The organism is Paenibacillus pinihumi DSM 23905 = JCM 16419, assembly GCF_000422505.1.
Taxonomy (GTDB): domain Bacteria; phylum Bacillota; class Bacilli; order Paenibacillales; family Paenibacillaceae; genus Paenibacillus_D; species Paenibacillus_D pinihumi.
The window spans coordinates 16,504-35,918 of record NZ_AULX01000027.1 but is presented as its reverse complement, the minus strand read 5'-3'; the positions used below and the strand labels follow the sequence as shown (position 1 = coordinate 35,918).

18 protein-coding genes are annotated in these 19,415 nt (G+C 49.0%); 3 read left to right on the top strand and 15 right to left on the bottom strand.

Annotation, left to right across the window (positions count from 1 at the left end; genetic code table 11):
• Nucleotides 1-51 precede the first annotated feature (51 nt).
• The 11 genes from H583_RS0109730 to H583_RS37160 all read right to left on the bottom strand — a co-directional run bounded on the left by H583_RS0109730 (nucleotide 52) and on the right by H583_RS37160 (nucleotide 12,259).
• Nucleotides 52-1,209 (bottom strand): acyltransferase, encoded by a 1,158-nt coding sequence (locus H583_RS0109730; RefSeq protein ID WP_028560293.1) that lies wholly within the window; start codon nucleotides 1,207-1,209, stop codon nucleotides 52-54.
• 111 nt (nucleotides 1,210-1,320) lie between these two features.
• Nucleotides 1,321-2,877: a gluconokinase gene (gene gntK / locus H583_RS0109725; protein ID WP_028560292.1), complete on the bottom strand. Its 1,557-nt coding sequence runs from the start codon at nucleotides 2,875-2,877 to the stop codon at nucleotides 1,321-1,323.
• A 297-nt stretch (nucleotides 2,878-3,174) separates the two neighbouring features.
• The gene (locus tag H583_RS0109720; RefSeq protein WP_028560291.1) at nucleotides 3,175-3,852 is read right to left on the bottom strand and encodes a GntR family transcriptional regulator; all 678 of its coding nucleotides are present in this window, start codon (nucleotides 3,850-3,852) and stop codon (nucleotides 3,175-3,177) included.
• A 63-nt stretch (nucleotides 3,853-3,915) separates the two neighbouring features.
• Nucleotides 3,916-4,665 carry an amino acid ABC transporter ATP-binding protein gene (locus H583_RS0109715; RefSeq protein WP_028560290.1) on the bottom strand — a complete coding sequence of 250 codons (750 nt, stop codon included), beginning with the start codon at nucleotides 4,663-4,665 and terminating at the stop codon, nucleotides 3,916-3,918.
• A gap of 15 nt (nucleotides 4,666-4,680) precedes the next feature.
• Complete coding sequence (locus H583_RS0109710) at nucleotides 4,681-5,340, bottom strand: amino acid ABC transporter permease (RefSeq protein WP_028560289.1); 660 nt, start codon at nucleotides 5,338-5,340, stop codon at nucleotides 4,681-4,683.
• A 10-nt stretch (nucleotides 5,341-5,350) separates the two neighbouring features.
• A complete protein-coding gene (locus H583_RS0109705; protein WP_028560288.1) occupies nucleotides 5,351-6,151 on the bottom strand; it encodes an amino acid ABC transporter substrate-binding protein in 801 nt (266 codons plus the stop codon).
• Between the two features lie 145 nt (nucleotides 6,152-6,296).
• A complete protein-coding gene (locus H583_RS0109700) occupies nucleotides 6,297-7,481 on the bottom strand; it encodes a Rho termination factor N-terminal domain-containing protein (RefSeq protein ID WP_028560287.1) in 1,185 nt (394 codons plus the stop codon).
• A 306-nt stretch (nucleotides 7,482-7,787) separates the two neighbouring features.
• Complete coding sequence (locus H583_RS0109690; protein WP_028560286.1) at nucleotides 7,788-9,023, bottom strand: aminopeptidase; 1,236 nt, start codon at nucleotides 9,021-9,023, stop codon at nucleotides 7,788-7,790.
• A 229-nt stretch (nucleotides 9,024-9,252) separates the two neighbouring features.
• On the bottom strand, nucleotides 9,253-9,570 hold the full coding sequence (locus H583_RS32440) for a hypothetical protein (RefSeq protein WP_036709073.1): 318 nt from the start codon (nucleotides 9,568-9,570) through the stop codon (nucleotides 9,253-9,255).
• Nucleotides 9,571-9,663: 93 nt separating this feature from the next.
• Nucleotides 9,664-11,559, bottom strand: a complete 1,896-nt coding sequence (locus tag H583_RS0109680; protein WP_028560285.1) for a cyclic nucleotide-binding domain-containing protein — start codon at nucleotides 11,557-11,559, stop codon at nucleotides 9,664-9,666.
• A gap of 79 nt (nucleotides 11,560-11,638) precedes the next feature.
• Complete coding sequence (locus H583_RS37160) at nucleotides 11,639-12,259, bottom strand: hypothetical protein (RefSeq protein WP_028560284.1); 621 nt, start codon at nucleotides 12,257-12,259, stop codon at nucleotides 11,639-11,641.
• Between the two features lie 184 nt (nucleotides 12,260-12,443).
• Between H583_RS37160 and H583_RS0109670 the strand changes: the two genes are divergently transcribed.
• Both H583_RS0109670 and H583_RS32435 read left to right on the top strand, forming a co-directional pair.
• Nucleotides 12,444-14,069: a glycosyl hydrolase gene (locus tag H583_RS0109670; RefSeq protein ID WP_028560283.1), complete on the top strand. Its 1,626-nt coding sequence runs from the start codon at nucleotides 12,444-12,446 to the stop codon at nucleotides 14,067-14,069.
• A gap of 124 nt (nucleotides 14,070-14,193) precedes the next feature.
• Nucleotides 14,194-14,427, top strand: coding sequence for a hypothetical protein (locus H583_RS32435; protein WP_036709070.1), 234 nt, complete (start codon nucleotides 14,194-14,196; stop codon nucleotides 14,425-14,427).
• A gap of 68 nt (nucleotides 14,428-14,495) precedes the next feature.
• Here the strand turns inward: H583_RS32435 and H583_RS0109660 are convergent, their stop codons facing one another.
• From H583_RS0109660 to H583_RS35245, 4 genes are all read right to left on the bottom strand, one after another.
• The gene (locus H583_RS0109660; protein ID WP_028560282.1) at nucleotides 14,496-15,095 is read right to left on the bottom strand and encodes a short chain dehydrogenase; all 600 of its coding nucleotides are present in this window, start codon (nucleotides 15,093-15,095) and stop codon (nucleotides 14,496-14,498) included.
• A 195-nt stretch (nucleotides 15,096-15,290) separates the two neighbouring features.
• Complete coding sequence (locus H583_RS0109655) at nucleotides 15,291-16,046, bottom strand: MerR family transcriptional regulator (RefSeq protein WP_028560281.1); 756 nt, start codon at nucleotides 16,044-16,046, stop codon at nucleotides 15,291-15,293.
• 67 nt (nucleotides 16,047-16,113) lie between these two features.
• On the bottom strand, nucleotides 16,114-16,788 hold the full coding sequence (locus H583_RS0109650) for a DUF6273 domain-containing protein (RefSeq protein WP_028560280.1): 675 nt from the start codon (nucleotides 16,786-16,788) through the stop codon (nucleotides 16,114-16,116).
• Nucleotides 16,789-17,361: 573 nt separating this feature from the next.
• Nucleotides 17,362-18,300 carry a hypothetical protein gene (locus H583_RS35245; protein ID WP_051236256.1) on the bottom strand — a complete coding sequence of 313 codons (939 nt, stop codon included), beginning with the start codon at nucleotides 18,298-18,300 and terminating at the stop codon, nucleotides 17,362-17,364.
• Nucleotides 18,301-19,000: 700 nt separating this feature from the next.
• Here H583_RS35245 and H583_RS0109640 point away from each other — a divergent pair.
• The gene (locus tag H583_RS0109640; protein ID WP_028560279.1) at nucleotides 19,001-19,270 is read left to right on the top strand and encodes a DUF6809 family protein; all 270 of its coding nucleotides are present in this window, start codon (nucleotides 19,001-19,003) and stop codon (nucleotides 19,268-19,270) included.
• Nucleotides 19,271-19,415: the final 145 nt, after the last annotated feature.

The following is a 19,415-nucleotide window of genomic DNA, read 5'->3' as shown; positions in this document are numbered from 1 at the left end:
AGGCGTCCGTTGCCTGCAGAATGCATTTTTTTGACTTTTATATGATTGCTGTTAAGCAGCGGCCTTTTTTACCTTTTTCGCTGGAGAATTGCCGAAGATGATCCAGGAGAACGGTACATACCTTACGACCAGCCCAACGACAATCCACGAGCAGACGAGGGCGAAGAAGAAACCGCCTATATACCACAGGTGGACAAGCATGGAGTTGCCCGATGTGACCGGATTCGCCCGGTAAACCAGATTGAAGAGCGGATGAAGCAGGTAAATCCCGAAGGACAGCGCCCCAAGCTGGCTGATCCATTTCACAAGTTTCGGTGAGACATGCCGGTAAATAAAGAACGCGATCTGCAGAAGCACGACCGTCCCAAGATACGTATGGGCATTCCATAAAAATTCATACAAAGTCGTATTATACACCGTGCCGTACAGACGGCTTTGATAATAGATGTTCACATGATTCAAGGCAGCGGTCAGCCATGCTGCCCACAACAGTATCCAGAATGCCACTCTTCCCGGAGTTGCGTTCTCACGGCTGGCAATCAGCCACTGTTTGATTTTCGGGAAATAGCTTCCAAGGAACGCACCCAGCAGAAAATACGCCATATAGGAAAACATCCAGCTCCCCGGATATTTAACCTGCCAGTAAAACTTGTTCATAAATACGAACCCGTACTGAATCGCCAGGCCAAGCGGGATACACCACTTAAGCACAGCCGGGTGCTTCTTCAAGAACCATAAGGCCAACGGGAAAAAGAGATAAAACTGCGCATTAATAAATACAAAGTACAAATGCGTGTACGCCTTGCCGATCAAAAGCTGTGAACCGAAATGCTGCAAAGTCTCGATCACACTGAGATCGCGATTGTTTAGATAGTAACTGATGGCATAGTACAGAACCGAGAACATGAAATACGGTACTAAAATGTATTTCAGCCGTTTGGTGTAAAAGCCTGCAATCAGGCTTTTCGTGAACGGACGCTCAAAATAATTATAGAACAGAACAAAGCTGCTCAGAAAAATAAACGATGGCGTTCCGTATTTCATGAAGATGTTGACAAAATTGTAGAGAAAGAAGTAATTCGAATCTCTTAATTTTTCAGTCGCGAACGATGTAGAATGCACGCAAAGCACTGCAATAATGCAAAGTGCCCGGACAATATTCAATTGCGGAATATTCTCTCGTCGCAATGGCGAAGTGGCGGTACTCAAGATTAACTCGTCTCCTTTTGTAAATTCATTTCTAACTGGGATAAGATGCATCGCACAAAAGAACTAAATTCATTATAGCGGATACGAGCTAACATTGCCTGTCTTAAATGATTAATAATTGCTTAATTTACGCTGAAAAGCGGCAATTGCACGGTATTCATCCTCCAGCTTGTGCGAAAGCTGCATATAGATTGGCAAAAGCTCACGGTACAGCGCCTCATTGACAGGGTCAGGATGATGCTCATTTGTAGCGCCGACCATCCCCGATACTGCATCCAGTGAATCCATTCTGCCTGTTGCATACAGCCCGAGTACGACTGCGCCCAGACAGGAGCTCTCGATGCTCTCCGGCACAACAACCTTCTGGCCGAAAATATCCGCCATGATTTGACGCCAAAGCGGCGAACGCGCAAAGCCTCCTGTTGCCAATAGTTGCACAGGCTGCCCCATCTGCCCCTCCATCGCCAAGAGCACCGCATACAAATTAAAGATGACTCCTTCCATAACAGAACGTATCAGATGAGCCTTTCCATGACGCATCGTAAGTCCGAAAAATGAGCCGCGCGCATCCGGATTCCAAAGCGGCGCCCGTTCTCCTGTCAGGTAAGGGTGGAACAGCAGGCCGTCGGAGCCCGCACGGATCGCCCCCGCCATCTCCGTCAACACATCATATACATCCACACCCTGCTGCTTTGCCGTCTCCACCTCAGAAGCTGCCCATTCATCGCGTACCCAGCGCAGCAGCATCCCGCCGTTATTAACTGCACCGCCGATGACCCAGTGCCGCTCTGTAAGCGCATAACAAAAGGTTCGCCCCTGCGGATCAGTGACAGGCTGGTCGATTACCGTCCGGATTGCACCGCTTGTGCCAATCGTCACCGCCACAACACCCGGCTGAATCGCATTGACACCCAGATTGGACAAGACGCCATCTGCTGCTCCTATAATGAAAGGCGTGGCCTCTGAGAGCCCCATTGCAACTGCATAGTCCTTTTCCAGCCCCTCCATCTTGTATGTCGTTGGAACCAGTCTGGAAAGCTGCTCCACTGTAATGCCTGCCAGATGCAGCGCCTCCTGATCCCAGTCCAATTGCTCCAGGTTCATCAGTCCCGTAGCGGATGCGACCGAGTAATCGACAACATACTCGCCGAACAGCCTGGTGAATATGTACTCCTTAATGGAAATAAATTTGCTTGCCTGGCGGAAAAGCTCCGGCATGTCGTGGCGCAGCCAAAGGAGCTTCGTAAGCGGCGACATCGGATGAAGCGGCGTCCCTGTTCTCCGGTAAATTTCGTGTCCCCCCAGCTCATGGCGAAGCTTCTCCGACCACCCTGCGCTGCGGTTATCCGCCCAGGTCAGACAACGCATTAACGGCCGTCCATCGGCATCTACAGGGATGACACTATGCATGGCTGAGCTGAAGGAGACGAATAATATCTGTGAAGGAGATACCCCGCCCAGGTCCATGACCTGTCTGACAACATACAGCACCGCCGAGAAAATCTCCTCCGGGTCCTGCTCTGCGCTATCCGGCACCGGAGTATAGAGCGGATATTCGCGTCCCGCCCGTTCTACCACACGCCCGTCCTCCTGGAACAGCACCGCCTTCGTGCTCGTCGTTCCGATATCGACCCCGATCATATAAGAAGTTGTATTCCTGTTGCTCATATTGTCTCCACCCTCTCAGCCATAGTTATCCCGTGCAATTTCCCCTTATTAACTACTCCACGATTACCTGCTTCCATACTATCTGCAATTACTGGCGAACAACATCGGAGTCTATTTATTTCAATGAATCAGAGTTTGTGTACTTGTCGACAAGTTGAGCAAAAAATAATTGCCGCCCTCCCTGACAGGGCAGCAGTATGACGTGCAGGCTTTCCGGATAACTTGCCTGCTCATATCCAACAATCCGTCATACTTGGCCAATGAACCATGAAGCCGGCAAGCATCTCATCAACCAGTTCAGTCCAAGCTCATTCTAAGCGTTTGCCGGGAATCGGCAAAATATTGTTGAACGACTCGGGAAATCACGGCTTCATCCTTCGACTCCAGGCCGCGGATAATGTCCCGGTGCTTCCCGACCACATCCGCAAGGCGATCATTTCCTCCAGCGAAGACGGCTTCCGTCGTCACCAGCATGACCGTCCTGACCAGTTCGCGAATGCTGTTCCATAAATGCTGCATGCGGGTATGTCCCGCAGATTCTACCAGCGTATCATGAAATACAAAGTCCTGATAAGCAAATTCTACGGCGTCGGCATGCCTTGCGGCAAGCTCCATCCGGTCAATCAATTGCTCCAGACGGACCAGCAGATGGTCCTGAGCCTCACCGGTCCCTGCAAGCCGCTGCTGAACGAAGCTCTCAATGAGATACCGGACATCATAGAGTTCCTCCATGTCCTGTACACTCAGCCCCAGCACAACAGCGCCCATCCGCTCCAGGCGAATCAGACCCTCGCCTGCAAGCGCCCGAAGCGCCTCTCTTACCGGGGAACGGCTTGTCCCGAAGTCGGATGCAATCCGATTTTCAGATATGACCTCACCCGGATGAAGAACGCCCTTAACCATTTGAAGCCGCAACTCGCAAGCAATCACTTCCCCACGGGATGCGCCTTGCAGCCAAGAAGCCGGATAATGCATACAGATTCCACTCTCCTTCGCCTGAAAGCTGCCGGAACGGCCACCGAAGAAGCGCGAAGCCGATTATACTTTTACGACCCTGTTCAAAAACATCCGTGTCCGCTCATGCTGCGGGTTGTCAAACAGTTGCTCTGGCGTCCCGGATTCAACAACTTCGCCGTTATCCATGAACAACACCCGGTCTGCAACCTCTCTGGCAAAGCCCATCTCGTGCGTCACCACGATCATCGTCATATGTTCCTCTGCCAGCTGCTTCATGACGCGCAGCACCTCGCCCACCAGCTCCGGATCAAGCGCAGAGGTCGGCTCATCAAATAGCAGAATAGCAGGATTCAGCATCAACGCTCTGGCAATGGCAACCCGCTGCTTTTGTCCGCCCGACAGCCTTGCCGGATAAGCATCGGACTTGTCAGCCAGCCCGACCTTGCCGAGCAGCTCCTGGCTTTTGCGGCGGACTTCACTGGCAGACGTCTTCTGAACTGCGCGCGGTGCGAGCTCCAGATTACCCTGAACGGTCAAATGCGGGAACAGATTAAAATGCTGAAATACCATGCCCATGCCCGACGTAATCGATTTAATCTGCTGCTGATTCGCATAGCTGCCATCCTTCACCAGATATTGATTCTGAATGCGGATGCTCCCGCCGTTAATCTGCTCCAGATTGACCAGACTTCTGAGCATCGTGCTTTTCCCCGATCCAGACGGCCCGATGACGGCAATTACTTCGCTTTTGTTGACCTCAAAACTGACGTTCTTCAGCACATCCAGGCTGCCAAAGGACTTTTTCAGATTCGTCACTTGAATAATACTCATGCTCCGACAATCCTTTTACTCATATTTGAACTTCTTCTCCAGGAACTTGAAAAACAAAGTCAGTACAAGCGTCATCAGCAGGTAAATCGCTCCCGCTACAATAAACGGGGTCAAGTTGAAGTCACGGTTGACCGCTGTCAGTGTATAGTGAAGCAGCTCCGGTACGGCTACCGCATAGAGCAGTGCCGTATCCTTGACCAGTGAAATCGACTCATTGGCTACCGCCGGCAGCGCTACCCGGAACATCTGCGGCATAATGACCTTCACCGTTGTCTGCCAGCGGCTCAGCCCCAGCACCTGTGAAGCCTCATGCTGTCCCTTGTCGATGGAAAGCAGGCCGCCCCGGAAAATCTCGGCAAAATAGGCCGCATAGTTCAATACAAAGCCCAGACAAGCTGCCACAAAGCGGTCCATGACCAGAAACTCTCCGATCACCGGCAGCATCGGCAATCCAAAACAGAAGAACAGCAATTGCAGTGTGAGCGGTGTTCCGCGCATGATGTAAATATAAGTGTGCGCGAACCCGGCGATCACCTTGATCCGGCTTCTGGACATCAGCGTAAACAGGAAGCCGAGCGGAACAGAAAGGGCGATTGCGATCAGAAACAGGCTGACCGTCGTTCCCGCCCCTTCCAGCATAGGCTTGGATATTTTGACCAGGTACTCTAGATTCATCGTTCTTCACCTATTTCAGGACTTTATCTTCGCCAAACCATTTCTCAGAAATCTCCGCAGCTTTGCCGTTCTTGTTCAATTCATCCAGCGCTGCCTGAAGCTCATTGAGCAGTTCCTCATTGCCCTTTTTCACACCTACGCCATACTCCTCAGGAGATAACGCCTCTTCCAGCAGCCTGAACGTTTCATGCTCCTTGGACATGTAATACTTGATTACAACCTCATCGATGACAACAGCTTTTGTACGACCGTTCTTCAAGTCGCTAAGCGCAAGCACATTGTCGGCATATTCAGATACTTTCACTTTGGATTTCAGCACGCTGCTGTCCAGAGCATCCGCTGCCGAAGACAGGGATTGCAGGCCTACTTCTTTGCCTTCAAGGTCACTCAGCTTCGTAATATCCGACTTGTCCAGCACAGCAACTACCTGGCTGTTTTTCAGATATGGCTTTGTAAACAATACTTTGGCTTTACGGTCTTCGTTGATCGTATATCCGTTCCAGATCAGGTCGATCCGGCCGCTCATCAGCTCGGATTCCTTTGATTTCCAGTCAATTGGCTGGAATTCCATTTCACGGCCCATTTGCTCTCCGGCCGCTCTTGCAAAATCAATATCAAAACCTACAATTTCATTATTATCATCGCGGAAGCCCATTGGGGCGAATTTGTCATCGATACCCACGACAATTTTTTTGCCGGCCGCAGCACCGGAACCCCCGGCAGACGTGTCTACAGCTTTTTTCGGTCCGCAGCCCGCCAGAGCCACAAGAACCAAGCCCAAAACAAGTACCATCACACTTAACTTTTTCATCTCTATAACCCTCCCGAATCAGAACATTCAAGCCGAGCAGAAATTGCCTTCATAAACCGGCAAGCCGCTCTGTACTCCTTTATCACACTAAAATCTATCTTCAAGGGTCAATCATATCATAACCTCATGGAAGCGTCGATAGAAATCAATTAAGCGAGCAGCACTTCTTGAATTTCTTCCCGCTGCCACAATGGCAAGGGTCATTGCGTCCTACTTTTTTCTTGCTGTCTATGCTGACTACATTGCTAGTGTTAGGGAATGGCTTTGCCAGAGGAAGGTTGCTCAGCACATTGCTGCTGAGTGCTCTCATTTCATTTGCCGAACGGCCCTTGAGCTCCCATTGGCGCGTAGCATTGAACAGCTTGACCAGCAATCCGGCCACCTCATCCAGCGTCTGAATATCTTCCATTTCAATCTGGCTCTTGAGAAAATGCATCGTCTCTGTGAATAATCCGCCGGCCTGCGCATTCTCTACGCACTCCGCTGTAATATCGTGCGCATCCTCATGGCTGACCGAATAATTAACTTTAATATAATTAAACAGAGCGTAGTATTCCGGTGTCCGCTCCACGTAATTCGGCTCCGAAGCTTTTAGCAGCTGTTCCTTTGTGAACGGGAAGTAATCCAGGCTTGGACGTGACTGCTGCCCCTCGAGCAATTCCCGGGCTGAATCAACCTGCCAACTGGACCAGCCTTCCTCTGTATACAGAATATCTGAGTAATAGGAAGCTGCATGGTAAAGCACATCCATAAATACCTCGCTGTCCACAAACTCGCTCACATAGCCGCTCACCATCTGCTCCAATTGCACAGTATCAAGCACCCCGTAATAATAGAGCAGTCCGGTAGAAAGCCTGATCCATTCCGTGTTGCGGTTGAACTTATCAGTATAATCAGATTCCTGAACAGTTTTCAGCTTCTCAATTACTTCCTGCGGCATGACAAGTGCCTTCTGACCGTCTACGGCTCCGGCAAAAACAAGACCGCGATTTTGGAAATACAATGCGGCACTTACACCCCCAACAAACGGCGCAAGCACTCCGCCATTATTGGCAATATCCATCAGGAGCGAAAAGCGCGCCTTATCCATATATTGAAGCTCGTCCGAGAGCGACTCCACAATTGCATCCTGCAGTTTCTGAATCAGATCCTGCTTTTTCAGACCGCTTGCATTTTTAACAGCAAGTGCTCTGCGCAGCTCGTCCAGCTCATTCTTGGTCAATCGGGACAAGCCTTCCTCAAGCGAAATAGAGGACCCGATTCCGGACCATAGCCGTGCGAAAAATTTTTCATCCAACGTAATTTCTTTTCTTTTTACATCCATATTCATCACTTAACTCCTATCATTAAATACGTTTGGGAAACTTGTAAGCTTCAAGCTTTGTATTGGAAATGAGAATCCCTGTTTCTCTGAATTTGTAAGCCTGAGCAATATGCTGCGCACCAAAGTATAACGTTATCATAAAAGCGCATCCCTTTTCCAGCATGATTCTATTAGAAAAATATATTTATAGGAAAAATAGTTAAAATCTTATCGGATTTAACATACGCATGCCCTTTATTATGCGGGCCAAAAGAAAAAGCCCCGGTCCATCATGGCCGGAGGCTTGCCCGTAAAGGGAATTATGCAGCTGGATTACAACGCCCATCCGCCTTTGCGGAATACAGGCACGACATTGCCATCATAATCAATGCCATCAATATCCATCTCGGCTGAGCCAATCATAAAGTCAACATGTGTAATGCTCGAATTTACGCCTGCTTCTGCCAGTTCTTCAGCAGACAGATTCTCTCCGCCCTTCACATTGAAGGCATAGCCGCTGCCGATTGCCAGGTGGTTCGATGCATTTTCATCAAACAGCGTGTTGTAGAACAAAATATTCGAATTGGAAATCGGAGAAATATGCGGAACGAGCGCCACTTCTCCAAGGTAGTGCGAGCCTTCATCTGTATCGACCAGCTTCTGAAGGAGCTCCTGTCCTTGTTCAGCTTCTACCTTGACAATTCTCCCCTTCTCAAACGTCAGCTTGAAGTTGTCAATAATATTGCCGCCGTAGCTGAGCGGCTTCGTGCTGGACACATAGCCGTTCACTCCGTCACGGTAAGGCACAGTGAATACTTCCTCCGTCGGCATATTCGCCATGAAGGCATTTCCCTGCGAGTTGTTGCTGCCCGCGCCAACCCAAATATGCTTCTCCGGCAGCTCAATCGTCAGATCTGTTCCCGGAGCTGTATAGTGAAGCTTGTGCAAATGCTTGCTGTTGAGCACATCCACCTTGCTGATCAGGGTGCTGTGATGCTCCTTCCACGCCTGTACCGGATCATCATTATGTATACGAACCGCATCAAGGATAGCTTCCCACAGACGGTTAACCGCATCTGCCGGTTCAAGATCAGGGAATACTTTGCTTGCCCAGCCTTGTGAAGATGCCGCTACAACGGTCCAGCTTACCTTGTTGGATTGAACTGCTCTGCGGAACTCCTGCAATCCTTGGCCTGAAGCCCTCTGGAAGCTGCTCAGCTTATTCGTGTCAATGCCCTTCAGCAGATCCGGGTTGGATGATACGATGGAGATGAAGCAGGCTCCCTTTTCTACAAAGGAATTGCGCTTCTCTGTCTCCCAGCTTGGGAATTGCGAGAATACCTCATCTGCCGCGCGTTCGAATTTCAACCGGGACAACGCTTCGTCTGACCAGTCGACATAGACATTGCCGGCTCCTGCATCATAAGCCTTCTCTGCAACCTTTCTTACAAAGGGAGCAATTTCAATCGATCCGGAAATAAATACGCTCTGGCCAGGCTGGACATTAACGCCCACCTTCACAATCAAATTGGCATATTTCTCTAGTTGCAATGCATATTTTTCAGTCATTTGAATATCTCCTCTAGGTTTAAGATTTGCTTAACCTTATTTTAACATATCCGCTAAGCAATAAAAAATTTCCCGAATCATCATTCATCCGCTCCGCCGCCCCGGACAATGTGGACGTTCGGATGATGCTCGGTTTACGAAAAAGAGCACCCTGGAGCAGGGCGCCCTCTACTCTATCATGATTCCATGCCTGATTTCAATTTGCACATAGCCCGCAGCCTGTTAGCCGCTACTTTTTAAGGTTCATGTACAATTGCCCCTGCAAAATAAGCGATCCGTACGCAGCGCCGCCGGCTGTCTCTATGAGCTCTGTCTCATCAAGCTCCTCTTCACCCGCAGGGGAAAGAAACAACATGGACACTTCCAGCTCTCCGTTCATATTTTCCGTTACCTGGAGATCCAGATTGTCGGGAAGATCAAGCCCTGACAGCTGCTTGACCGCAGCTTCCGGGTCCTTCAGCGCCAGGGCGCGAAACTCCGGGTCCTCCGCTGTGCGTATTTTAAACACATCATACGTTTCGTACGCTTCCTCTACTGTCCAGCTCATTGTCCAGCCTCCTGCTATGGTTTGTTTTCCTGCTTTAACAATAAGCTGTTCATGACGGATATTCTGTGATGGATATTACATTTTCATGTGTTTTCATATCTGTCTTCCCGGTGCGCGAAGCGCCCCGCCACATCGGGCACAATAAAGCGCATCATGAGGAGACAGCGTACCGCATTCATCACATTGAAGATCAGGAGCCGCCTTGCCGCTCTGCGGGAGCAGCAGATCAGCCAGCGCTGCAGCTGTTGAAGCTTCCGATTGGTGATCCGGCCTTTGCTCCAGGTCCGGGTTGAGCAGCATTAGCGCCTGCGTTTCCTCCCGCATCCCTTTTCGAAGCAAACGATACACCAGGAATAATCCCGCAGCGCCAATAATCAGCATAGCCGCAAGCCGCAATATTCCATTGCTGTAATGGTAGTCCCATAAGGCGTGCAGAATGATGCTTGCCCCCCAGAGACCGGCCATGTTGCCATAACGATTCCACCATGTATGGTGCGTCTCCCTGCCATAGCGCTGAAGACCGTGCCACAAGCCCGCCGCAGCAATCGCTGTCCAGGTCCCGTGCCCGAAGGGAGACAGCAGCGTACGCACCCATAGGACCGCCAGCATATCCGTCGTCGTGCCGCTCTGCAAATAATTCCAGCCGTAGAGCATGCTTTCTGCTGCCGCGAAGCCCATGCCGACCGCGGCCCCGAATACAATAGCGTCCATCAGGAACCGTTTGCTTTGCCCGCGCAGCAGCAGCACGCATACGAGCAGCTTTACCGTTTCCTCAATGAGGCTAATTGCCAGCGGACCGCCAATCGGACCGAAGGCCAGCTCTGTCCCTGCTCCCTGATAGAGCAGCTGCCTTTCAATAATCCAGGCTGCAGGGACAGCCGTTGCAGCAGACAGCACGAATGACAGCACGAGACGCGAAGAGCGGTAGCCGAGCAGCTGGGAGCTGCGCATATAGGATACGTAAGCGACCGGCCCGGTCAGTCCGCCCGTCAGCAATGCGGCCGCTACCCATACTGGCTGCTTGAACCAAATGGCACATACCGTGAACAAAATGAACAACCCGCCGAATATAAGCACCCGGTCTATCCAGCGGTCCTTGCCTGTTCTTTGCTTGACTGTCTTGCTGCCCGGATTATGAGGTTCTGCAGGTAATCCCTCGCCGGAGCGGGAGGATGCCAGCGCCGCTTGCACAGATGCACTCAGCTCCGGATAACGAAGACGCACCATTTCAGCAAGCTGCCTGTGAACCTGCCCGTACTGCTGGAGAATATAATGAAATTCCTCCCGCCCGATAATCAGCAGTTGGCCGTCCTCCAAGGACGTGACAGTGCCTGTATGCGGACCATCCAGCAGCAGATCGGCCTCGCCAAAGCAGTCTCCGCTCCCAAGCACCGTATCGCGGCGGCCTTCTCTCCGGACTTCAAAGCGTCCCCGGGCAATCATATACAGATGCCCGGCTGGCGCGTCCTTCTGAACAATAATCTCCCCTTGTGCAACCTTCCTCCTCACCGTAATCTCCGCCAGACCGCGCAGCTCCTGATCGGCAATAGAGGACCAGATTGTCGCCTTGCGAAGCAGTCCGTGCACAAGGCGTATCCGCGCGGAGTACAGCAGACTTTCATAAAACATCGGGCTGGCTTCCGCAAGCCTGGTGAAGGCCTCAGTTTCCAGACATAGCGCCCTGACCATGCCGACAGCCTTTACATCTGCCGTCCGCTTTTCCTGCATAATCAGCGCAATCTCTCCGGCCAGTGCCCCTTCTTTCAATATATCGAGCATAATAGGTTTGCCTGTCAGATTATGTGTTGAGACGAGCGCCTCTCCGCTTATAATGAAATAACAGCAATTCCCAGGCGATCCTTCCTTTATTAATGAATCACCAGGATTAAACTCCATTTCGCACATGGCTTCTGCAGCCTTTTCCAGCTCCTGTTCAGGGACTGCATGCAAGAGAAAATGCCCCCGCAAAAATTCAACCGTTCTGTTCATTCGTCCCTCTCCATAGACAAAAGGAATCCGCCTATCAGACAGATTCCCCGGGTTTTCTCTATTATAGCAGATTCGCTATTTAATTACGCATATTGCCGATAATCGAGCTGCGCGAATCCTGCATTTTTTTTATAAAATTCGTCATGACATCAAAAGCTTCATTATGTTTGTTGGTCAAGCTCTGCATCCGCAGCATATCCATTTGCTGTGAACTGTTTAGAGAATCCACTTTCCCTTTCAATTTCTCAATTATTGTACGAATCTCCTCACTCTTGAACACCGTTTTCTTGGAATCAATGACTCGGTTATCATACAGTCTGTTCACTGTATCATTGCTCTTGTATGCAAATCCGCCCTGAACAGAATTGGCAAGAGCCTCATGGCTTGCCGTAATCAAGCCGTTGAGATCGCTGATCAGCTTATTCCGGTTGTTTATCGACTCCAATTGGCTTTTCAGTTGACTATCCAATAAATTGGCCCGTTGGCTCTGTACGGCTATTAACGCGGTCTCCAGGTCCATCCCCTGGATATCCATCTGCTGGATACCGCCCGGATTGCCAGTCACAAAATTATTCGTTCCCCCGCCACTAATCACGCCTTTTATCGACAGATACGCTTGATCATTCAGCATCAGACCCGCTCCAGCTGCAAAACCGAATACCATCATGCCAGCCATGGACAATATCATTTTCTTTTTCATTTTTATCCCCCGCGCTTTCCGCTTGTTTTCATTTCTTGAACCTAGTATACGATAGAAAAAGGGGAGAATCTGTAATGCGAATTACATTTTTTTCACAACGGATAAATCCGTAAGCGTGACTGGACCGCCCCGCTCTGCAATGTGTTAAGATAGTGGCAAGTCAACAGAGAGGAAGGAAACAAACGTGAAAAAGTCTACACTTGCGGTCAGCCTCCTGCTAGCCATCCTGCTTGCCGCGGCTCCCGCTTCTACCGTACTGAATGCGGCCGGAAGCAAGCTTCATCATTGGAAGCTCTATCAGAATGGCGAAGCCCATCTGAAACAGGGAAAAATCAAACTGGCCATCTCAGAGCTCGAACAGGCGGTCAGCCAGTCCGAGCAGGCAGGCTATTTGCGCAAGCTGGCAGAAGCCTATGAGCAGGACAGGCAATATCAGAAAGCCGCAGATACGTACTACCGGGAAGCCAAAATCCATCAGAAGCTTGGGCAGCAAAACGGCGACCTGAACACATACTATGCTGTCCTTGCCAAGGCGGATGCTTTGAATACCGACATTGGCGTCTATGTAGAGACAAATGGCAGGGCAGCTTCCGCAAGCGGTGCCAAGCTGGCCAAATTCGAGCCGGAGAGCGGCATGTATATTGGCGCTTATATCGATAAAGACAGCAAGATGAAGATGCTTGGAGGCGATATGTTTAATGCCTTTAACAAGCTGACTGGCAAGCAGCATGCGATCTATTTCACCTATCATCGCTATGGCAGCCCGTTCCCTGAGCATTGGGCCGAGACCGTCAAGCGGTCAGGCGGAGCGGTTCAGCTTGCGTTCCAGCCGGATCACGGCCTGGATTCCGTCAAGGATGATGCTTATCTTCGCCAGTTTGCAAGAGCTGCCAAGGCAGCGGGCGTGCCTGTATTTTTGCGATTTGCCTCTGAAATGAACGGGGGCTGGGTGAAGTGGAACGGCAATCCGAAGCAATACATAGAGAAGTTCCGCCTCGTCGCCAAGGTAATGAGGGAAGAAGCTGATAATGTGGCCATGGTATGGTCGCCGGCAGCGAATCCGAAGCAAAATATTAAAGACTATTATCCGGGCGACGAATGGGTCGATTGGGTAGGCATGAGCATGTACAGTGTTAAATATTTCAACGGCAAAGTAACCGAGCCGGCAGATCAGGTGAACCCGCTCGATACGCTCGATTATATTTACAGAGCTTATTCAGCCCGCAAGCCAATCATGATCAGTGAATACGCGGCCACCCATTACAGCAAGGCTATCTCCGCTTCCGCGGTTTACTTTGCCCAGACCAAGATGAATATGCTCTATCATGGCGTGAAGCTGAAATATCCGCGGCTGAAGGCCATTCACTGGTTCAGCCTGAATACGTTGACCGACTCCCACAGTGCAGACCGGAGCCTGAACAATTTCAGCCTGACCGAGAATGACAAAGTATTGTCCGCCTACAGCAAAATGATTCAGGACCCTTATTATCTGTCGTCTGTGAAAGATACCCGGCAGAATAACTCAGGCTCTGCCAAGGGCTATACCAAAACAATCAGCAAGCTCTCATCAGCTACCAAAATCGGAACCGCCGCTACCGGCATGGTGTGGGTCAAAACGTATGATCCTTATATCAGTAAAGTTGTCGTAAAGCTCAATGGGAACACCGTTCTCACCAAGCAGCAGTATCCTTATACCTTTGCGCTTGATCCGGCCAAGCTGCCTTCCGGCACGCAAAAGCTAGAGATTATCGTATTTGATTCCAAGGGAAAAGAAGCAGCGGGGAGAAACTTCACCTTCCAAAAAGGTTAAAGGGGAACAGGCACGTTTAATAATAAAGAGAAAGAGAATTAAATGAGTTAGAAAAATATGACTTGAATCCGAACATTCATTCGTATTATAATAAGAACAAATGTTCCTGTTGGAGGCGGAAAGAATGGTAATTGAACCTTACATCGGACGAAATGTCGAGATTGTCTACAAGGATAGCAAGGGAGTATCTACAAGAAGGCGGGTGGCGGTCTATTCCGTCCGCAATGGCAAGGTGCGCGTGCTGGACTGGGGCAAGAAGTCCTTCCAGACATTAGCCGCTGCACGGATCATTTCAGCCACCCCTCTTACCAGGCAGGATTCCGGGATGAAGCTTCTCTTTTCTTTTCAGGTGCATTGAACATTGCATAGTGTCCATACTTTCAATTGCCTGTTACTATACTTGTCCGGTTCGCTTTATCCTAATTTCTAGTACACCGTATAGGTTTGTCCCGTCTGTGCACCCTCTACGCTTTTACGGTAAGCCAGCGCCGCCCTGCTTGCAGGTACAGGCTCAAAGCCGGGGAAATACGGCCCGTACTGCTCCATCGATTCAACCAGCACATTCGGGCTGACATTGTTAATGCGGATGCCTCGCGGCAGCTCAATTGCAGCGGATTGCGTGAAGGCCCTGATTGCTCCACCGGCAATGGCAGAAGAAGCGCCGCCAATGATCGGGCTATCCATAATGATCCCTGTCGTTAACGTGAAGCTGCCTTTGTCCTGAACGTAATCGATCCCCAGGAGAACAAGATTGATTTGCCCTTTCAGCTTGTTCAGAATGGTAATTTCGTTATTTTCCGGCGTTAGTTCTGTGAGAGGGCCGAAGAATGTACGTCCCGCTGTACTGACGACTGCATCCACCTGCCCGATCGATTGATACATATTCCGGATACTCTCAGGGGAGGAGATATCCACCTGTACATCCGCATCTTTACGGCCTGCAGTAATAATTTCATGCTGCGTTGCCAATTCCTTTCGAACAGCGCTGCCCAGCGTCCCGCTAGCCCCTATAAGCACAATTCGCACATTCGCCACCCCTTGTCATTCCATGATTTACAACAATCAAATAGCCAAGAATATAGAAAATGTATCATAAGGGACAATTTATTTCCAATCAGTTTTTTCAATCCAAAATGTAAAAAAAGGCCAGACTCAACCCCAGTCTGACCTGCCCGATATACTCAGTTCCCAGTTTTCTTAAATTCTACTGACCAGACGGAATTATGCTTCGCTTTGCTCAGCGAAGACAGCCATTGCATCCCGCATGAATACCGCCAGACCTTCTCCGAATTTATCAATGTTCTTTCTGAAGCGCTCATCATCCACATACATTTGTCCGAGGCCTCTGAATACTTCCAGTGAATAATGGTGCCCCACAGCACCGCTGTTCAGGAAGTCATACCACTCTTTTACTGCCGCTTGCGCTTCCGCTGAATCCGGAGAGACATGGCGCAGGGAAGCAAGATTTCGATAAATTTCATTCATCCGCTCTCCCATTGCTTTCTGCTCTTCTTTGCTCATGCTATTTATTTTGGCATTGGATTTGTCCACTGCTTCATCACCCCAACGCTCTCTTGCTTCCTGTTCATAGGGATTGTGGCTGAAATCAAAGCCTTCAAATTTTTCCTTATGGCTCATTGCAATCTCTCCTTTAGCATGTTGAATCGTCCTGTCAATCGTGGTTAGCATCTGGTCGATACGACTTCGTTTGTCCAGCATCATTTTGCGATGCAGGGTCAGAGCTTCCAAACGGTCAAAATTCGGATTCACCACAATTTCCTTGATTTTACTCAAAGGGAAGCCAAGCTCTCGAAAAAACAAAATTTGCTGAAGCATCTCCAGATCCCGGCCAGAGTACAAACGATAGCCGGCTTCAGTCGTCTCCTCCGGATGCAGCAGCCCGATTTCATCGTAATGATGCAGTGTGCGCACACTGATCCCCGTCAAATCAGCCACTTCTTTCACCTTCATTGCCATAGCTTCAGCTCCCTTCACTGGTTACTATAGAGTATCACGTAACGTGAGAGTCAAGAACGAATATGCATCATAATCCATACAAATTCAAAGCGGGGCGCACGCCGTAGCAGGCTAAATGGACACGGCCATAACTGCGTATGCTGCCGCGGGTGCCAACAAAAAATGCACGTGAAGCACTAACAGGCTGAGTTCTCAGCCACCACCAGGAGCAGCCAAATTCTTCACCATTCTCCATGATATAATCAGCTTTGATTTTTTTATCATACACATATAAGCGACATCCATCGTTCTTTTTTATTTTGGAAAATTCCGTTCCTATTGCCTGCCGCTTCGCACCTAAAGAATTTTCAACAGGCTTATCGGTCAGCTCTTTCGCCTCCGAGACACTGAGCAAAAAAACCTTGTCCTCTGTGTCCGCACTGCCCTCCCCGTTGTCTGCACAGTGTATCGTCTTGATGAAGCTCTTTTCGCGGTCGTTAAAGGCGGCATTATAAAACTCATCGTTCAGCCACCTTCGCAAATCTGAGTCTCGCCATGTCGTATCGGTAAAATCACGGTAGTATCGTTTGCAATCCAAAATGTACTCGCTCAAAATGAACAGCGCGCCATCCGAATCTTGCAGTACCCTCCACTTTATAGGCGTTCTGTCTGAAGCGTCAGCCGTCTGAGTATAAGTGCCGAAATCAATAATTTCACCGGTCTTTGCGCTCCTCAGCATAGAAGCAAGATGATCGTTTGCCAATACGATTTCCTCCCTTTCGTTTCTGTTTTAATTTTATAACATTTATGCAAGTGCTAAGCTAAATCTAATAAATCTACTGCTTATCCTGATATCAGTATAGAAAAGTTTATCAATGTTCTTTATAGTTTTAATTTAAGGTTTTTTGTTAATTAAATTATTTTATATCGTAAAATTATTTCACAGTCCCAGGTTGTGAACCGAATCTCGTCTCTAAAGCAGAGTGTGCTTCGCTTCATTCAGGATGCCATTTCAGTTCGAGCAGCTTATTGCGAATTCATTTTCAAGAACAGCAAAAAGACTAATTCAGGTCTGTCAATCGTATCGACGCCTGAATTAGTCTTCACATCCCTATTTGATACTCATAAGCTGCTTTTGATCTATTGATACTCATAATACGCTCATTCTGTGCACATTAGCAGGCTCTTTAGCCGGGAAAGACACTTTATCTCCGCTTCAATATACGTTGCATTTCTGCTAGCAGTAGACGCTTCATCATCTCTCTACCAATAGACGCTTCATCCCTGCTAACAATAGTCTGAAGCCTGACTGCTTACCAGAACCGGGCAACGGGCATTAAGCATCAGCGGAGGCGGAGCGATTTAAAAATTGGGCCTTTGCCGTTTTGTCTCCTTTAGAGGTATCTGATCCCGCTTTGGATGAACCGTTTCCTGATTTGCTTCCTCTCTCGGAACGCTGACCATGATGAAATTTACCGCCAAAGCCTTCGTTCACCTGCTTGGACACCCGTTCTTGAAGCTTGTTAACCCATTCATCGCGCTGTTCTTGCGTAAGCTTGCCCGATGCAAGGGCCTCATCCAGTCTTGCCGTCTCCGCTTTAACAATTACGTCTATCACGGTTTGAACGTCCTTGCCTTTCTCAGTCGCAATGGAAGCTAACGTTTTCCCGGAAAGAAGCGCCTCTTTCAGTTCGTCTGCTGTTACGCCAAGCAGAGAAGTCAGTTCTTCAGAAGCCGCGAAACCCCTGGAGAATCCATGCCCGCCAGGACCTCCTTTGCCAGCATGTCCACTGCCTTCATGTCCGCCTTTCGGAGGCAGTTCTCCATTGATCAGCTTTGCAACATGATCGTTCAGCTCACTGACTTTTTGGTCATATTGTTCCTTGGTCAGCTTCCCGTCTGCCAGTTGTTGGTCAAGCTTGGCCTTCCAAGACTTCACAATTGCATCCGTGACAGCCTGTACATCCACACCTTTATCAGCCGCCAGCTGTGCCAGCGTTTTGCCTGACCGGAGCGACTGGCCAAGTTCATCAGCTGTTACTCCCAGCAGCTTGGCCAGCTCATCATTTGCGAAAAAGCCTCCGCCGCGAACAGGATGGGCTGCTTTATCGAATGGTGCTGCGTTGAAGCCGATGCGTTTGAAATCATTTTTGACTGCTGGCTGACTGCTTGAGCTGACCGCCGCTGCATTCACATATGGAGTACTCAACAAGCCTGCTCCTACTGCAATCGTTAAAGCCAGTGTACCTGCTGCTAATGTTTTAAATTTTTTCATTGTATCGTGCACCTCTCTTAAATGAAGTTTTTAATATTTAGATTGAAGTGGCATTTGACATCAAGGTTGAAGTGGACATTTGACGTTCTAAAACGAGACGACCGTTAACTGTTCCGTTATCACCTCCGGTTATGTTGATAAGCTTATCCTATCCGCTGCATATGAAATCAACCTAAAATCGAACTGAATATTAACTGAAAACTGCCCGCAGGGTCGTGAATCCGTTGAAATTGCTCACTGTACGTTGAATTGTCCACTGTACAAGGACAAAAATGACATTTTGTCTGTCAAATGGTGGACATGAGCATCACTATATGCCCAAAACTTGCATAACTAGATATAGAGTCAATAAAGATAAAACAACTATATATCGGTCCCCATTTTTTCTATTTGCCAAGGGCAATATACCTACCCAGTGTCCACCATTTGACAGACAAAACGGGAAAAAGTCCTCCCTGAGAGGACCTTTGACATTTCCCCATTATTCACTAGATGTAACAATCATGCGATACCTCATTGATCGGGAACAAAATAGTCAACCAGGGTTCTTCTCATTTTTGTTTTTTAACAATAAAAATTATACGAAAAATGCATAAAATCAATGATGCGAACGGTGAATGCTGTAAAATCATTTCTAACATAGGACAAGCCTTTGAAACATCAAGTTTAAAAATAAACTAATTGAAAGGACGTTCATGCCATGAAAAGGATTTTGGAGGAGTTATATGAGGGAAAGATTCACCCTGAGGAGTCGGTTATTCCGCAGACACCCCACTATAAAGCCGTAAATCAGCAAGTTTCGGAGAAGCTATTGGCGTGGAAAAAGAAGCTTTCGGCTGAGGAATACAGAGAACTGGAGGAATTGCTCGATCTTCGCAGAGAGTCGGATACGCTTCAGTCAAAGGAATCGTTCATATTCGGTTTCAAACTTGGCGCTCTTGTTATGCTGGATGTCCTGCAAGGAGGATAATTGGTACTTCTGTACAACAGCAGACCAGACAAATGGAGGCTGGGTTCCAGGACAACTGATTGACGCAATGGGAGCCGAAGGAATTGTCTTGGAAGACTATACAGCCAAGGAATTGGATGTTAACGAAGGTGAAAGTCTCACGGGC

Bases quoted from the DNA above. Each gene is read 5' to 3' on its own strand.
- H583_RS37160 (WP_028560284.1), bottom strand. From the start codon at position 12,259: ATGAAAAAGAAAATGATATTGTCCATGGCTGGCATGATGGTATTCGGT.
- H583_RS32440 (WP_036709073.1), bottom strand. From the start codon at position 9,570: ATGAGCTGGACAGTAGAGGAAGCGTACGAAACGTATGATGTGTTTAAA.
- H583_RS0109705 (WP_028560288.1), bottom strand. From the start codon at position 6,151: ATGAAAAAGTTAAGTGTGATGGTACTTGTTTTGGGCTTGGTTCTTGTG.
- H583_RS0109640 (WP_028560279.1), top strand. From the start codon at position 19,001: ATGAAAAGGATTTTGGAGGAGTTATATGAGGGAAAGATTCACCCTGAG.
- gntK (WP_028560292.1), bottom strand. From the start codon at position 2,877: ATGAGCAACAGGAATACAACTTCTTATATGATCGGGGTCGATATCGGA.
- H583_RS0109680 (WP_028560285.1), bottom strand. From the start codon at position 11,559: ATGAACAGAACGGTTGAATTTTTGCGGGGGCATTTTCTCTTGCATGCA.
- H583_RS35245 (WP_051236256.1), bottom strand. From the start codon at position 18,300: ATGAAAAAATTTAAAACATTAGCAGCAGGTACACTGGCTTTAACGATT.
- H583_RS0109690 (WP_028560286.1), bottom strand. From the start codon at position 9,023: ATGACTGAAAAATATGCATTGCAACTAGAGAAATATGCCAATTTGATT.
- H583_RS0109720 (WP_028560291.1), bottom strand. From the start codon at position 3,852: ATGCATTATCCGGCTTCTTGGCTGCAAGGCGCATCCCGTGGGGAAGTG.
- H583_RS32435 (WP_036709070.1), top strand. From the start codon at position 14,194: ATGGTAATTGAACCTTACATCGGACGAAATGTCGAGATTGTCTACAAG.
- H583_RS0109715 (WP_028560290.1), bottom strand. From the start codon at position 4,665: ATGAGTATTATTCAAGTGACGAATCTGAAAAAGTCCTTTGGCAGCCTG.
- H583_RS0109710 (WP_028560289.1), bottom strand. From the start codon at position 5,340: ATGAATCTAGAGTACCTGGTCAAAATATCCAAGCCTATGCTGGAAGGG.
- H583_RS0109700 (WP_028560287.1), bottom strand. From the start codon at position 7,481: ATGAATATGGATGTAAAAAGAAAAGAAATTACGTTGGATGAAAAATTT.
- H583_RS0109655 (WP_028560281.1), bottom strand. From the start codon at position 16,046: ATGGCAATGAAGGTGAAAGAAGTGGCTGATTTGACGGGGATCAGTGTG.